Source organism: Streptomyces sp. CA2R106 (assembly GCF_037034245.1).
Classification (GTDB): Bacteria; Actinomycetota; Actinomycetes; order Streptomycetales; family Streptomycetaceae; genus Actinacidiphila.
This window is the reverse complement of sequence record NZ_JBAGKC010000003.1, coordinates 387,245-401,409: the sequence shown is the minus strand read 5'-3', so window position 1 is coordinate 401,409 and position 14,165 is coordinate 387,245. Positions and strand designations below refer to the sequence as shown.

General features: G+C 74.4%; 10 protein-coding genes. 3 read left to right on the top strand and 7 right to left on the bottom strand.

Features of this window, described 5'->3' with window-relative positions; genetic code table 11:
- Nucleotides 1-36: 36 nt before the first annotated feature.
- The 6 genes from WA788_RS07375 to WA788_RS07350 form a co-directional block, all read right to left on the bottom strand.
- Nucleotides 37-483 (bottom strand): hypothetical protein, encoded by a 447-nt coding sequence (locus WA788_RS07375; RefSeq protein WP_335972705.1) that lies wholly within the window; start codon nt 481-483, stop codon nt 37-39.
- A gap of 51 nt (nt 484-534) precedes the next feature.
- A complete protein-coding gene (locus WA788_RS07370) occupies nt 535-1,365 on the bottom strand; it encodes a heavy metal-binding domain-containing protein (protein ID WP_335972700.1) in 831 nt (276 codons plus the stop codon).
- A 156-nt stretch (nt 1,366-1,521) separates the two neighbouring features.
- Nucleotides 1,522-2,529 carry a heavy metal-binding domain-containing protein gene (locus tag WA788_RS07365; RefSeq protein ID WP_335972696.1) on the bottom strand — a complete coding sequence of 336 codons (1,008 nt, stop codon included), beginning with the start codon at nt 2,527-2,529 and terminating at the stop codon, nt 1,522-1,524.
- 136 nt (nt 2,530-2,665) lie between these two features.
- Entirely contained in the window at nt 2,666-3,103 is a 438-nt protein-coding gene (locus WA788_RS07360) for a hypothetical protein (protein ID WP_335972692.1), read from the bottom strand.
- 131 nt (nt 3,104-3,234) lie between these two features.
- Nucleotides 3,235-5,511 (bottom strand): FAD-dependent oxidoreductase, encoded by a 2,277-nt coding sequence (locus tag WA788_RS07355; protein ID WP_335972688.1) that lies wholly within the window; start codon nt 5,509-5,511, stop codon nt 3,235-3,237.
- Nucleotides 5,501-6,505 (bottom strand): acetylxylan esterase, encoded by a 1,005-nt coding sequence (locus tag WA788_RS07350; RefSeq protein ID WP_335972684.1) that lies wholly within the window; start codon nt 6,503-6,505, stop codon nt 5,501-5,503. The genes WA788_RS07355 and WA788_RS07350 overlap by 11 nt, the downstream gene beginning before the upstream one ends.
- Before the next feature lie 230 nt (nt 6,506-6,735).
- On the opposite strand from WA788_RS07350, the gene WA788_RS07345 reads away from it, so the two are divergent.
- From WA788_RS07345 to WA788_RS07335, 3 genes are all read left to right on the top strand, one after another.
- Nucleotides 6,736-7,761, top strand: a complete 1,026-nt coding sequence (locus WA788_RS07345; protein WP_335972679.1) for an acetylxylan esterase — start codon at nt 6,736-6,738, stop codon at nt 7,759-7,761.
- A 436-nt stretch (nt 7,762-8,197) separates the two neighbouring features.
- Nucleotides 8,198-10,741: a CBM35 domain-containing protein gene (locus WA788_RS07340; RefSeq protein WP_335972676.1), complete on the top strand. Its 2,544-nt coding sequence runs from the start codon at nt 8,198-8,200 to the stop codon at nt 10,739-10,741.
- A 154-nt stretch (nt 10,742-10,895) separates the two neighbouring features.
- Nucleotides 10,896-12,026 carry a ricin-type beta-trefoil lectin domain protein gene (locus WA788_RS07335; RefSeq protein WP_335972672.1) on the top strand — a complete coding sequence of 377 codons (1,131 nt, stop codon included), beginning with the start codon at nt 10,896-10,898 and terminating at the stop codon, nt 12,024-12,026.
- 70 nt (nt 12,027-12,096) lie between these two features.
- Here the strand turns inward: WA788_RS07335 and WA788_RS07330 are convergent, their stop codons facing one another.
- Nucleotides 12,097-14,145: a beta-galactosidase gene (locus tag WA788_RS07330; protein ID WP_335972669.1), complete on the bottom strand. Its 2,049-nt coding sequence runs from the start codon at nt 14,143-14,145 to the stop codon at nt 12,097-12,099.
- Nucleotides 14,146-14,165 lie beyond the last annotated feature (20 nt).

Genomic DNA, 14,165 nt, shown 5'->3' with positions numbered 1-14,165 from the left:
GGGCCGTCCACCGGGCGGCCCGACACCCGGCGCCGCTCAGTCGCCGAGGACCAGCCGCTCCAGCGCCGCCCGCGCCCGCGCGTCCGAGCGGGCCCGCGCCGCCAGCGCCGCGGCCAGTTCGGCGACCCACGCGTCCAGCGCGACCGGCGTACGGGACAGCACCACCCCGCGCACCACCGTGGCCACCTCGCCCTGCGGCCGCCCCTGCGTCAGCGTGAGCGTCAACCGCCGGTCGTCCAGGGCGACATCGAGCTTTTCCAGCCGGCCCGCCCGCCCCGCGAGCCGGTCGCCCACGGTCCGCCTGCGCGCCAAGGCCACCGCACCGGGCGGCAGCGCGTCGGCCAGCGACCCGGTGAGCACCTTCGCGTACAGCTCCAGATCCGCCGCGTCCCGCCGCAGCGCGGCCGCCAGCACCTCGATCGACGCGCCCGAGTCCGGCCCCGCGCCGCCGTCCTGGTCCCGCGCCGGCTCTCGCTCGCTCATGGCTCTTCCCCACTCCCAGATGTCGTACGGTCCGCCGGATGCCGGGCCGGGTCAGCCGTCCAGGCCCAGCACCATGGTGGGCCGTTCGATCTCGTGGTCGGGGCGCAGCGGCCGGACCGCCGTGCCGATCGAGAAGAACTCCGTGGTGTGGCCGCCCCAGCGGTGGTTGTGCGCGTTGAGCTGCACCCCGACCACCCCCTCCGCCTGCAGCGCCTCCGCCTCGGCCTGCATGCGCGCCATGGCCAGCTCCCGGGCGTCGTAGAGGGCCTGGGTGAACTGCTCGATCTCCACGTTCCGGCCCATGTTCGACACCACCGAGCCCATCTTCTGGTGCGCGATGTGGTAGACGCAGGTGCCCATCACCATCCCGAGCGGCGCGTAGCCGGCCCGGATCAGCGTCCAGAAGTCCTGACCCGACAGGTCCGAGGTGAACGGCTGCCCCTTGTTGTTGCGCCAGCTCCCGCCGCCGGGAGGCGCCGTGTCGCCCCTGACCGCGGTGCCGATCGCGATGAACTCCGCGACGTCCTTGCCGAACTCCCGTGCCTCCACGGTCAGCCGGACGCCCACGATGCCGTCGGCGCCCAGCGCCGCCGCTTCGGCCTCCATCCGGGACATCGCCAGCTCCCGGGCGTGGTACATCGCCTGGCTGAGGGTGTCCAGCTCCTGGTTCCTGCCCCAGCGGCCCAGTTGGATGCCGACGTGGTAGATGGAGCTGCCGAGCACCAGGCCGATCGGTGTGAAGCCGGCCTCCCGCACCAGCAGGAACTCGTTCACCGACAGGTCGCTGGTGAAGATCGACCCCGGGCGTCCGGGCGTCAGCTCCGACAACCGGCGCATCGCGTCCGCGGGAACACCGTCGGCGCCCGGCTGCTGGTTCGTCATGTCAAGTACCCCTCGTGAGACGTGCGGTGGTGCGGTGCGGCCCTTGGGACGGGTGCGGCCGTGCGTGGCGGCCGGGCGGTGCGCGGCGGTGCGCGTGCGCGGTCCGCGTGAGCAGTCCGCGTAGGCGAGGTGCGCGGCGGCACCCGTCGAAGCCGGCTAACCGTCGAACTCGTGGATCTCCTCGACCAGCCGCCGGTACTGCGCGTTGTCCACGTACGGGCTGGCGGCGGCCGTCGCCAGCCGCCTGCGCAGCTTCGCGCCGCGGTCGCCCAGCGGCAGCACCGACAGCGTCCGCGGCGGCGGCGTGCGGACCTGGAAGCGCGCGATGGTGGTACCCACCATCGTGGCCTCCGCGATGTGGTCCTCCTGGTCGCTCCTGTTCGACCGGAAGCACTTCTCCGACCACACCCGCAGGTCGCCGGCGGCCATCACGACGCCGTCACCGCCGCACCGGGCGGCCTGCGCGCCGAGCTGCTGCCGCGCGTCGGACCGCACACCGTGCACCAGGTCGCTCCAGCCGCGCATCTCCACGTTGCGCCAGGAGTACGCCTGCGAGGTGGTCCGGTAGTCGTCGTGCCGCACCCCGACGGACATGCCCACCAGCAACCCCACCGGCACCCACCCGGCGCCGAGCAGCTTCACGAACCCCTGCCCGTCCAGGTGCGAGGTGAACGGCTGCCGCGCGTGCCGGCCGCCCCGCGCCCGGACCGCCGTGCCGATCACCTTGAACTCCAGGCTGCCGGCGCTGCCGACGAACGGCGCCATGGTCAGCGCCGCGGACAGCACACCGTCGCCCCCCAGCGCGCGGCACTCCGCCGTCATCCGGTCCAGCGCGGTCCGCCGGGCCCGGTCGAAGACCTCGACGAGCGCGCGCGACGGGGCACCGCCGCCCGACAGCGCGACCGGCGCGTCCTGACGCGAGGTGCGGTAGAGGTAGCGGGCACCGGCGTACTGGCAGTCGTGGTAGCCCCAGTACCGGCCGGCGCGGCCGATCCGGAAGACCGCCGAGCCCATCACCTGGCCGACCGGCTCGAAACCGACCGAGCGGATCGCGGCGAACTCGCCGGTGGACAGCGCGGACGTCCAGGTCCCGCTCCGTTCGGCCGACGCCAACCGCTCAGCCGCGGCGGGCGGCAGGCCCCCACTGCTCCATGGCTCGGACATGGGTCCCCCGTCTCCCGTCAGGCGCGCAGCACTGCTCTGCCCTGAACTTTAGGGCCTCCGCGCGCGCGGCGCCCACGGGCCCGCGCCGTTCCGCACCACCCCCTGCCGCCCCGGCCCGCCACCGCCGCCCCCGGGCTCAGTACGGGTTGCCGATCCGCCAGCCGTCGGCGATCAGCGCGGCCACGGGCGGGTACTGCTCCGGGGCGTGGCGCGGGTGGCGCCACATGTACAGCCGGGCCGGCACCAGGACGGCCAGCAGCGCCGCGGCCATGAAGGCGGCGACGACCAGCGCGCCGTAGCGGTGCACCGTCAGCGCCGCCAGCGCGCCGCAGAACGCCATGAAGCCCACGAAGCCGCCGCCGGCCCTGAGCACCCTGCCGTACACCGCGTACGCCACGTTGGTCCGGCGGCAGCGCGCGCAGCGCGGCACGACCACCTCCCGGGCGTTCCACCGGTACTGGTGCCCCACGACGACGAAGCGCGTGCGCACGTCCCGGCTCAGCCGCACCCGGTGCGCGGCGTCCGGCCGCGCGGGCGCGGTACGGCAGTTCCAGCACATCGTCCGCTCGCCCATCGCCCGCTCCCTTCCGGCCGGCGCCCAGGACACGGCCGGCGCGCGGACAAGTGTGGCGCGCCGCGGTCGTGACGGGTCCCGACACCGGCCCGGGACCGTACGGCGCGGAAGGCGGCCCCACGGTCCAGGTCCTAACGCGCGTACGCCCGGACGGCGACCACATGGGCGTGCCGCGCGCCGTACACGGCGTCCACGGCGATCCGCAGCGCGCCGGTCCGCAGCGGCTGCGCGAACCGGTGGACGCGGTGGCGGCGGCGGTTGCCGCGCACGGTCTGCACCGTCTGCCACTGCCCGTCCTCGCCGCGCGCCAGCAGCCGGTAGTCGCGGACCAGTTCGGGCATCACCTCGAACGGCGTGCGGTGCCGGTGCAGGTTGTTGAGGTACTCGTCCACGTCGTCGTCGAACACCACCTGGACGGTGCGCAGTTCGGCCGGCTCGTCCCACTCCAGCTGGAGCCACTCGCCGGTCGGGTCCGCGTCGCCCAGCGCGGCCGAGGACCACATCTGCGGCCCGCCGTAAGGGCGTTGGTAGCCGCCGACGGCCTTGTCCGGCGCGAACGCGGCCGTGGCGGGCTCGGCGCGGAAGCAGAAGGAGCGGCGGCGCAGCTCGCGCGCGGACCACTCCAGCACGCTCTGCCCCTCCTCCTCGGGGATGTCGTGGTCCACGGCGGCGTCGCCCTCGGCCCGGCGGCGCAGCGACAGCGCCCCGTCCACCCGCCCGTCCCACAGGTGCAGTGCGGTGCCCGGCCGGGCGCGGACGACGACCACCACGTTCTGCGGCCGCTCGGGCCGGTGGCCGAAGCGGGCGCGCACCCAGTGCGGGCCGCCGGGCGGCACCGGCACGGTGGCGGTGGCCAGGTGGTCGGCCGGCACCCCGTTCTCCGGCAGCCCGGTGCCCCACAGCTCCACCGTCAGCTCGGTGCCGCCCGGCTCCTCGGTGCGGGCCAGCAGCTCCACCGCGTCCAGCGCCGGGTCGGCCGGCAGCAGCAGCGCCACGTCCCGGGTGAGCGGGTAGGGCTCGGCGTCCGCGTCCGGCGGCGTGCCGAGCACGTCCTGCGCGGAGGACGCGGTGACGCGGGCGGTACGGGCGAGGTCGGCGTCGTCGGTGTTCTTCACGCCGATCACGGAGGCGTCCTGGCGCAGCAGCGTCTGCGCCATCAACTCCATCCGCTCGTGGGCGAGGTGACGTGGGGTGAGGCGGTGGGTGGCGCACAGCGAGGCGGCGGTGCCGGCCGCCTCGCCCAGCGTCGCGCAGGTCGCCATGACCCGGGTCGCGCCGAAGGCGATGTGCGTGGCGGAGATGTTCCGCCCGGCGAAGAGCAGATTGCCGACGTTCGCCGAGTACAGGCTGCGCAGCGGGATGTGGAAGACGCCGTCGGCGTAGCGCTGGCGGGCGCCGGGCTCGTCCGCGTACATGCCCTGCACCGGGTGCAGGTCCACCGACCAGCCGCCGAACGCGATCCGGTCGTCGAACTGCCGCTGGCCGAGGATGTCCTGCTGGGTGAGGGTGTGGTCGCCGACGAAGCGGCGGTACTCCCGCTTGCCGGGCAGCGAGCCGACCCACTCCAGCGTCAGGTGGTCCGCGTCGAACTCCCCGGAGTTCTTGATGTGGTCCCACACCCCCATGACCACCGACTGCAACTCGTCGCGGATGCGCTCGTTGTCGTGGACGGTGTCCAGCTCGCCGCCCCACTCGATCCACCAGTAGTCGCAGCCGTTGTCGCCGGTGCGCAGCACCCGGTTGCGCAGGATCGGCGTGGTGGACAGGTCCTTGGCGTACGAGGGCGGCACGAACTTCACCGGGCGGCCCGCGTCCTTGGTGGAGAACAGGATCGTGGAGCCGAGCAGCGCCTCGTCGGCGACCTCCGGGGCCCAGCTCTCGCCGTACTGCGAGCGCGCCTCGCGGCCGATCCGGTAGCGGGCGCCGGCCAGGTGGCCGACCAGGCCGTCCCCGGTGCAGTCCAGGAACTGGGCGGCACGGAAGACGGTGGTGCGCTCGGCGCCCATGGTCCAGCCGGTGACAGAGCGTACGGTCCGCGCGTCCTGCGGGCCGTCCGCCGCCACCTGCCGCACGTCGGTGTTGAGGAACAGGTCCACCAGCGGCTCGGCGAGCACCGCGTCCAGCACGACCTGGTCCCAGTAGTGCGGGTTGCCCTCGGGGTTGCGGTACTGGTTCTCGGTGTACAGCTCGCCCATGATGCCGGTCTCGCGGGCGTAGCGGTGCACGCCGTGCGCGGTCGCCCCGCACACCCACACCCGCACCTCGCTGCTGGAGTTGCCGCCCAGCACCGGGCGGTTGTGCACCAGCGCGACGCTGCTGCCCAGCCGGGCCGCGGCCACCGCCGCGCACACCCCGGCCAGCCCGCCGCCGACCACCACGATGTCGTACGTGCGCTCCTCAGCGAGCACCGACGGCCTCCGTCCCGGCTGCGGCGGCCGCCAACTGCTGCGGCAGCCACTGGAGTTGGCGCAGCACCTGGAAGGGCCCGCCGCCCTCGTGGCCGTTGAAGGGGTAGACCTCGATCGACTTGGCGGCGGCGCCGTAGGCGTTGAAGGCCGCGAAGACCGTGGAGGGCGGGCAGGTCTGGTCCTCCTGGGCGACGGAGAACAGCGCGGGCGCGGTGGCGCGCGCGGCGAAGTGCACCCCGTCGAAGTACGCCAGCGTGCGGAAGGCGGCCTCGGTGTGGTCGCGGTGCGCGCTCAGGTAGGCGGCGATCTCGCGGTACGGGCCCTGGGCCGCGACCGCGAGGGCCCGCGGGTAGTGGCACAGGAAGGGCACGTCCACCGCGACCGCGGCGAGGTCGGGGACCAGCCCGGCGACGGCCAGGGTGATGCCGCCGCCCTGGCTGCCGCCGGCGGCCGCGACCCGGGCGGGGTCCACCCGCGGGTGGCTGCGCACCGCCTCCACCGCGCGGACGGCGTCGGTGAACAGCCGCCGGTAGTAGTAGGCGTCGCGGTCGAGGATGCCGCGGGTCATCTGGCCGGGGTAGGCCGGCCCGCCGCCCACCGGGTCGGGGGTGTCGCCGACCGAGCCGCCGCTGCCCTGGCCGCGGGAGTCCATCACGAAGCACGCGAAGCCGGCCGCGGGCCACACCAGGTGCTCGTGCGGCAGGCCGCGCCCGCCGTTGTAGCCGATGTACTTCACCACCGCCGGCAGCGGTCCCTCGGTGTGGGCCGGCAGCAGCAGCCAGCCCCTGACCGGGTGGCCGCCGTATCCGGCGAACGTGGCGTCCAGCACCTCGACCCCGGTCAGCGGAGCGTCGAACGGCGTGAAGCGCGCGTCGAGGGCGGTGGTGCGGGCCTCGGCCAGGGTGGCGGCCCAGAAGGCGTCGAAGTCGTCGGGCTCCGACTGGTCCGGGCGGTACCGGCGGAGTTCTTCCAGCGGCAGGTCGAATTGGGGCATCGCGGGCTCTCTGTCGGGTCCGGCCCCGGGTGGGGCGCCGGCACGTGCGGGCGGTTGGGCGGTCCGCCTCGGAACGCTAGGAGTAAGCGCTTTCCAAGTCAATGGCGCAGCGCAGCGGGTATGCGCGGGGCGCCGGAGCCGCTTGCCCATGGAGGGCGCTTTCTGGCAGCGTGCGGCGGGCCCCAGCCCCAGCCGGCCCGCCCGGCCGCCGACCCCGCACGGAGACACCGATGGACCGCCGCCCGACCCCGCCGCGCACCCACCCCTTCGCCTTCGACCCGACCTACGGCCACGACCTGGACGCCCTGCTGGCCGTACCCGCCCCCGGCAACGAACCGCCCGACTTCGCCGCCTTCTGGCAGGAGCTGTACGCGCGCGCCCGGGCCGTGGCGGTCGACGCGCGGATCGAGGAGCGCCTGCCCGCGGGCCGGCCGGGCGAGTTCGGCCCGGGCGGGCCGGCCCCGGCCGCCCTGGAGGCGTACCGGATCAGCTACACCTCGCTCGGCGGCGTACGGCTCGGCGGCTGGCTCACCCTGCCGGCCGGCGCCGAACCCACCCGCGCCGCGGTGCTCACCCACGGCTACGGCGGCCGCGCCGCGCCGGACCCCCGGGTGCCGATCGACGGGGCCGCCGTCCTCCAGCCCTGCCTGCGCGGCCTGCCCGCCCTCAGCGAACTGCCGCAGATCGGCACCCCGCACGTCGTACAGGGCCTCGCCTCGCGCGAGACCTACGTGCACGGCGGGTGCGCCGCCGACATCTGGTGCGCCGCCACCGCCCTGCACGAACTGCTCCCCGCCACCCGCGGACTGCGCCTGGACTACCTCGGCGGCAGCTTCGGCGGCGGCATCGGCGCGCTCGCCCTGCCCTGGGACGACCGCTTCGCCTCCGGCCACCTCACCGTCCCCAGCTTCGGCAACCACCCGCTGCGCGTCGGCCTGGAGTGCCTCGGCAGCGGCTCCCACATCCGCGCCCGCCACCTCGCCGACCCGTCCGTCCTCGACGTCCTCGCCTACTTCGACGCCGCCACCGCCGCGCGCCACCTGCGCATCCCCGTCCACGTCGGCGCCGCCCTCTTCGACGCCTACGTGCCGCCGCCCGGCCAGTTCGCCGTCCACAACGCCCTGGCCGGCCCCAAGCAGTTGCACGTCATGCCCTTCGGCCACTTCTTCGACCACCCGGACGACGCCGCCGAGCACGCCCGCCTCCAGAGCGCGGTCCGCGCCTTCTTCGCCGAGCCCGCCGCCTGCGCGGCCTGACGTCCCCCCCACCCGTGCGGCGCCCGAAAGGCGGTGACGGTGCGTCACCGCCGGGCGGTCGGGGCAGGTGGGCGGCGCGGTGCGGGGCGGCCGGGGAGGGGTGTGGACGGCGATTGCGTATGTGAACAATGAACTGCACTGTGAACTCAAGGGGGTTGGGGGAGCCATTACAACGTGAGAGATGGTCAGTTCCCAGCCCCTTCTTCACATGGATGAACCGCGGACGGCCGGTGATTCTTCGTCCCGCATCTTGACCGCCTCGCCCGCACCGCTGCACACTGAGCGTCATTCCGGCCGTCCCCCCAGTCACGGCCGCCACGGCGTACCACCGTCACGCGCACGTCCTCCGCACCTCTCCCCACCAGCGAACACCGCCGCTCGCCCCGGCGCCGCGCGCACCCTTCGCTGCCCCGCAACGAGACGAGGAGCACCCCCCATGACAGGAATCAGCCGTCGTGTCTTCATCCGGGCCGCGGGAGTCGGCTCGGCCGCCCTGGCCCTGCCGCTGGCGGGCGCCGCGGGACCGGCGGGAGCCGCGGACGCGGCCGCGGCCAGGCCGCGGGTCCTGTCGGGCACCGTCTCCGCGTCCGGCGCCTGGACGGTGCGGGCGAGCGCGCTGGGCTGGACCTTCGGCGGCTCGGTCGGCGCGGCCACCGCCATCACCACCGCGTCCGGGACCGACGCGCTGGGCGCCTGGACCGAGACGACGTTCACCTTCCAGTCCGGCGCGCGCAAGGGCGGCATCCGCGTCTACGACGCCGCCTCGGCGGTGGTCTTCACCGACACCTACGTCAAGGCCGCGGCCAACGCCACGGCCTTCCCGACGTTCACTGCCTACCCGGACCTCGCCCACCAGGTCAGCCACGCCGACTGCTTCGGCGCCTACCAGTTCAACACCTTCGCCGGCGCCTCCGACAGCCCCTGGGTCTACTTCGACGACGCCGGCAACGCCTTCGTGCTGTCCGCGGCCGACCACTTCCAGGAGGCGCGGACCAGCAAGGCGTCCGACGGCTCCATCGCGGCCGGCGTGGTCACCGCCGTCGGCAGCCTGCCGGCCGGCTACACCCGCAGAACCATCCTGACCACGAAGAACGGCGTCGGCGCCGCCTACCGCGCCTGGGGCGCCGCGATCCGCACGCTGGCCGGCAAGACCGTGCCGGCCAACGACACCGGCATCGTGCTGAGCACCCTGGGCTACTGGACCGACAACGGCGCCGACTACTACTACAAGTACGACGAATCCAAGGGCTACACCGGCACCCTGCTCGCGGTGCGCGACGAATGGGCCGCGCAGAAGATCCCGATGGGCTACATGCAACTGGACAGCTGGTGGTACCCCAAGGGCCCGAACGGCGACTGGAACGACCTGCCCGACGGCACCTCGCTGTACGAAGCGGACGCGGACCTGTTCCCCGAGGGCCTCGCCGCCTTCCGCAAGGACCTCGGCCTGCCCCTGGTCACGCACGCCCGGTGGATGGACGCCTCCAGCCCGTACCACGAGGACTACGCGTTCTCCAACAACGTTGTCATCGACCCGGGTTGGTGGCAGGACATCATGGCCTACCTCAAGGAGGGCGGTGTCGTCGTCTACGAGCAGGACTGGCTGTGCAACAACGCCAAGCCCGCCGAGAACCTCACCGACGCCGACGCGTTCTTCGACAACATGGCCCACCAGGCCGCCGCCAACGGCATGGACCTCCAGTACTGCATGGCGCTGCCGCGCGACTACCTGCAAAGCGTCCGCTACCAGAACCTCACCACGATCCGGGTCAGCGGCGACCGCTTCGACCGGCCCAAGTGGGACCAGTTCCTGTACGACGCGCAGTTCGCCGCGTCGCTGGGCATCTGGCCCTGGGTCGACGTGTTCCTGAGCGGCGAGACGAACAACCTGCTGCTGGCGAACCTGTCGGCCGGCCCGGTCGGCGTCGGCGACGCGCTGGGCAAGGTCGACGCCGGCAACCTCTTCCAGGTGGCCCGCGCCGACGGGATCATCGTCAAACCGGACAGCCCGATCGTGCCCACCGACGCGACCTACGTCGCCGAGGCGGCCGGGAAGAACCCCGCGATGGTCGCGACCGCCCACGTCCAGCACGCCGGCGGCCTCGGCTACGGCTACGTCTTCGCCTACGCCCGCCAGACCCCCGCCCCCACCACGGTCTACCAGGCCGAGAGCGCCACCCTGTCCGGGGCGGTGGTCGGCAGCGACAACTCCGGCTACAGCGGCAGCGGCTACGCGGACTACCAGCACGACTCCGGCGACTACGTCGAGTGGACCGTGACGGCGCCCGCGGCCGGCACCTACACGCTCCAGTTCCGGTACGCCAACGCCGCGTTCACCGACCGCCCGCTGGCCGTCTCGGTCAACGGCGGCGCCGCGAAGTCCCTGTCCTTCCCCTCCACCGGCTGGTGGAACGCGTGGACGGTCGTCGGCATGACGACCACGCTCACCCAGGGCAGCAACACCGTGCGGGCGACCGCCACCGGCGCCAGCGGCGGCAACATCGACTGGCTCGGCGTCACCCGGGGCACCGCCGCCACCGGCCCGACCCAGAGCGCGTCCTTCACGCTCGCCGAGGCCGGCGTCAGCGGCAAGGCGTACGCCTACGACTACTTCGGGCACACCGGCGCCCTCGTCGCCGCGGGCGGCAGCGTCACGGCCACCGTCAGCACCGGCACCTACTGGGTGGTCGCCCCGGTCGGCCCGTCCGGTATCGCGTTCCTCGGCGACGCCGGCAAGTTCGTCGCCCACGGCGACCAGCGCATCGCGCACCTCAGCGACGACGGGACGGTGCGCACCACCGTCGCCTTCGCCGCCGGCGAGGGCCCGGTCACCCTGCACGGCTACGCGCCGAGCAAACCGGTGGCCACCGCGTCCACCGGCAGCGTCGGCGCCGTCGGCTACACCGCGTCCACCGGGCTGTTCACGGTGGCGGTCACCGCGGGCGCGGACCACCAGGCCGTGGTCGCGCTCGCCCTCTGAACACGCGGCAGGACCGCACAGACGGTGGCACCCGCGGGTACCACCGCAGCACCCCCCTTGTACGACCAGCGGTCCGCAGCCGCCCGCCCCGCCCGCGGGCGGCCGCGCACCGGTGCCGCACCACCCCGCCCACGACGGAAGGTGAGGACTGGCGATGAAAAGACTCCTCGCGGCGGCCGCGGCGGCAGCCGCCGCGCTGCTCGCCGCGGCCGGCGTACTCGCGCCGAACGCACTGGCCGCCGCCCCGGCGGCCGCACCCGCCTCGGCCGCTCAACCTGCGGCCCTGCGGGTGATGCCGCTGGGCGACTCGATCACCTGGGGCGTCGGCAGCAGCGCCGGCAACGGCTACCGCGTCCCGCTGCGCGACGAACTCACCGGCGAGGGCCACACCCTGGACTACGTCGGCGGCCTCCAGAGCGGCAGCATGGCCGACCCGGACAACGAAGGCCACCGCGGCTGGCGGATCGACCAGATCGCCGGCATCGCCGACGCCACGCTCAGCATCTACCGGCCGAACGTCATCACGCTGATGATCGGCACCAACGACCTCAACCAGGCCTACGAGGTCTCCACCGCCACGCAGCGGCTGCACGACCTGGTCGACCAAGTCACCGCCGACGACCCGGGCGTCACCGTGCTGCTCGCCACGCTGATCGTGTCCACCAACTCCATCGAGGAGCCCTACCGGCCGGCGTTCAACGCCGACGTGCCCGGCATCGCCCGGGCCGAGCAGGCGGCCGGCCGCCACGTCCGCTACGTCAACATGGGCGCGCTGACCACCGCCGACCTGTCGGACGCGCTGCACCCCGACGACGCCGGCTACCAGAAGATGGCCGACGCCTTCAACACCGGCATCCAGGCCGCCGACGCGGCCGGCTGGATCACCGCCCCCGGCGCCGACGGCACCGTCCACTCCGGCCTCAGCGGCCTGTGCCTCAACGACGACCACGCCAGGACCGACAACGGCACCCCGATCGAGATCCGCGGCTGCAACCAGACCAACGCGCAGTGGTGGACCCGGCGCAGCGACGGCACCCTCCAGATCTACGGCAAGTGCGTGGACGCCGCCGACGGCGGCACCGCCGCCGGCACCCTGGTGCAGCTCTACGACTGCAACGGCACCGCCGCGCAGGTCTGGCAGCCGTACGGCGGCGGCTACCGCAACCCGCAGTCCGGCCGCTGCCTGGACGACCCCGGCTCCAGCACGGTGGACAACACCCAGCTCCAGCTGTGGGACTGCAACGGCACCGACGCCCAGCAGTGGACCGCCCTCCCGGTCACCTGACCCGCCCCCGCGCCATCCGAACAAGGAGGGGCCGCCGCGGCCGAGAGCCGGTCGCGGCGGCCCCGCGCCGTCACCGCGCCGGCCGCTCCTCCCGCACCACGGCCACCGACCGCGCCGCCACGACCACCTCGCCCGTGACCTCCCGGCCGCCGACCAGCTCGCGGCCGGCGGCCGGGACCCGCGCCTCGGACCGGCCGTGGTTGAGCAGGAACAGATACGACCCGGCCGCCGAGACCCGGCGCACCGCCTCCACTCCGTCCGGCGCGTCGGCCACCGGCCGCACCCCGCTGCCGGTCAGGACCTGCTCCAGCAGGGCCGCCACCGGCTCGGCGTCCAGGTCCGCGGAGACGTACCAGACCTCGCCGCGGCCCACCGTGCGCCGGGTCACCGCGGGGCGTCCGGCGAGCGCGCCCGCGGTGTAGGCCGCCGCCACCTCGGCGTCGTCGGCGTGCAGGTGCTCGCTCCACCGGCCGTACGCCCAGCCGTTGTCCAGCGCGCCGCGGTCCTCGTCGAGCAGCGGGTGGAACTCCTCCACCCACACCCCCAGCAGCTCACGGAACGCGCCCGGATAGCCGCCGGTGCGCACCCGGTTGGCGCCGTCCACCACGCCCGACAGGTAGGTCACCACGACCCTGCCGCCGGCCCGGGCGAACGCCTCGACGCGGCGCGCGGTGCCGTCTTCCGCGAGGTACAGCCCCGGCACGAGCAGCACCCGGGCGCCCTCCCAGGCGGCCCCCGGCGCGACCACGTCGACCGGCACGTTCCGCCGCCACAGCGCGCGGTGGTAGCGCCGCGCCACCTGCTCCAGCCGCAGCTCCTGGTGCGGTTTGGGCCCCGCCTCCCAGGCCCACGCCGACTCGTCGTCCACCAGGAGCGCGACCTGCGCCGGCGGCACCGTACTGCCCGCCACCTCGCCGATCCGGCGCAGCAGGCCGCCCAGTTCGCGCACCTCGCGCCAGACCCGGGTGCGGGTGCCGGCGTGCGGCAGCATCGCCGAGTGGTACTGCTCGGACCCCGCGGCGGACTGCCGCCACTGGAAGAACAGCGCGCCGTCCGAGCCGCGGGCGACGTGCGCGAGCGAGTTGAGGGCCAGCTCGCCGGGCTCCTTGGCGAGGTTCCTGGGCTGCCAGCTCACCGCGCCCGCCGCGTGCTCCATCAGCAGCCACGGCCGGCCCGGGCTCAGCCCCCGGGTGCGGTCGGCGCTGAACGCCAGCTCCTGCACCCGCTCGGGGTCGGCGGCCGTCGTGTAGTGGTCGGTGGCCACCACGTCCAGCCGCGGCGCCCACCGGCTGTGGTCCACGACGTGGGGCCCGGCGCCGACCATGAAGTTCGTGGTGGCCGGCCGGTCCGGCGAGAGCTCGGCGAGCACCTGCCGCTCGGCGTCGTACTGCGCCAGCAGCGCGTCGGAGGAGAAGCGGCCGAAGTCCAGCACCAGGCCCGGGTTGCCCGGCATCCCCGCGTCCCGCGGCGGGTCGATCTCCTCGAAGTCCGCGTAGTGGTGGCCCCAGAAGGCCGTGCCCCAGGCGTCGTTGAGCGCGTCGAGCGAGGGGTAGCGGGCGGCGAGCCAGCGGCGGAAGTGCGCGGCGGAGTCCGCGCAGTGGCACATCCGGTTGCCGTTGCCGTACTCGTTGCCGACGTGCCACAGCCGCACCGCCGGATGGTCGCCGTACCGCTCGCCGAGCGCGCGCACGATGCGCAGGGAGTGGCGGCGCCAGTCGGGGTTGCTCGGGCACCAGCCGAGCCGGCCGCCGGCGCCCAGCCGGGTGCCGTCGGCCCGGACCGGCAGGATGCCGGGGTGCGCGCGCAGCAGCCACGGCGGCGGGCTCGCCGTCGGCGTCGCCAGGTCCACCCCGATCCCCGCGCCGTGCAGCAGGTCCAGCACCCGGTCCAGCCAGCCGAACTCGTAGCGGCCCTCGCGCGGTTCGAGCGCGCTCCAGGAGAAGACGCCGACGGTGACCAGGGTGACGCCCGTCTCGCGCATCAGGGCCACGTCCTGCGGCCACACCTCCGGCGGCCACTGCTCGGGGTTGTAGTCACCGCCGAACGCGAGGCCCCCCTGCGGCCACTTGAACGGGCCGGGCTCCCGCGATGCCTGGTGCGCCGCCGCTTCTTGCGCCATCCGAGTTCTCCTTGCTCCCG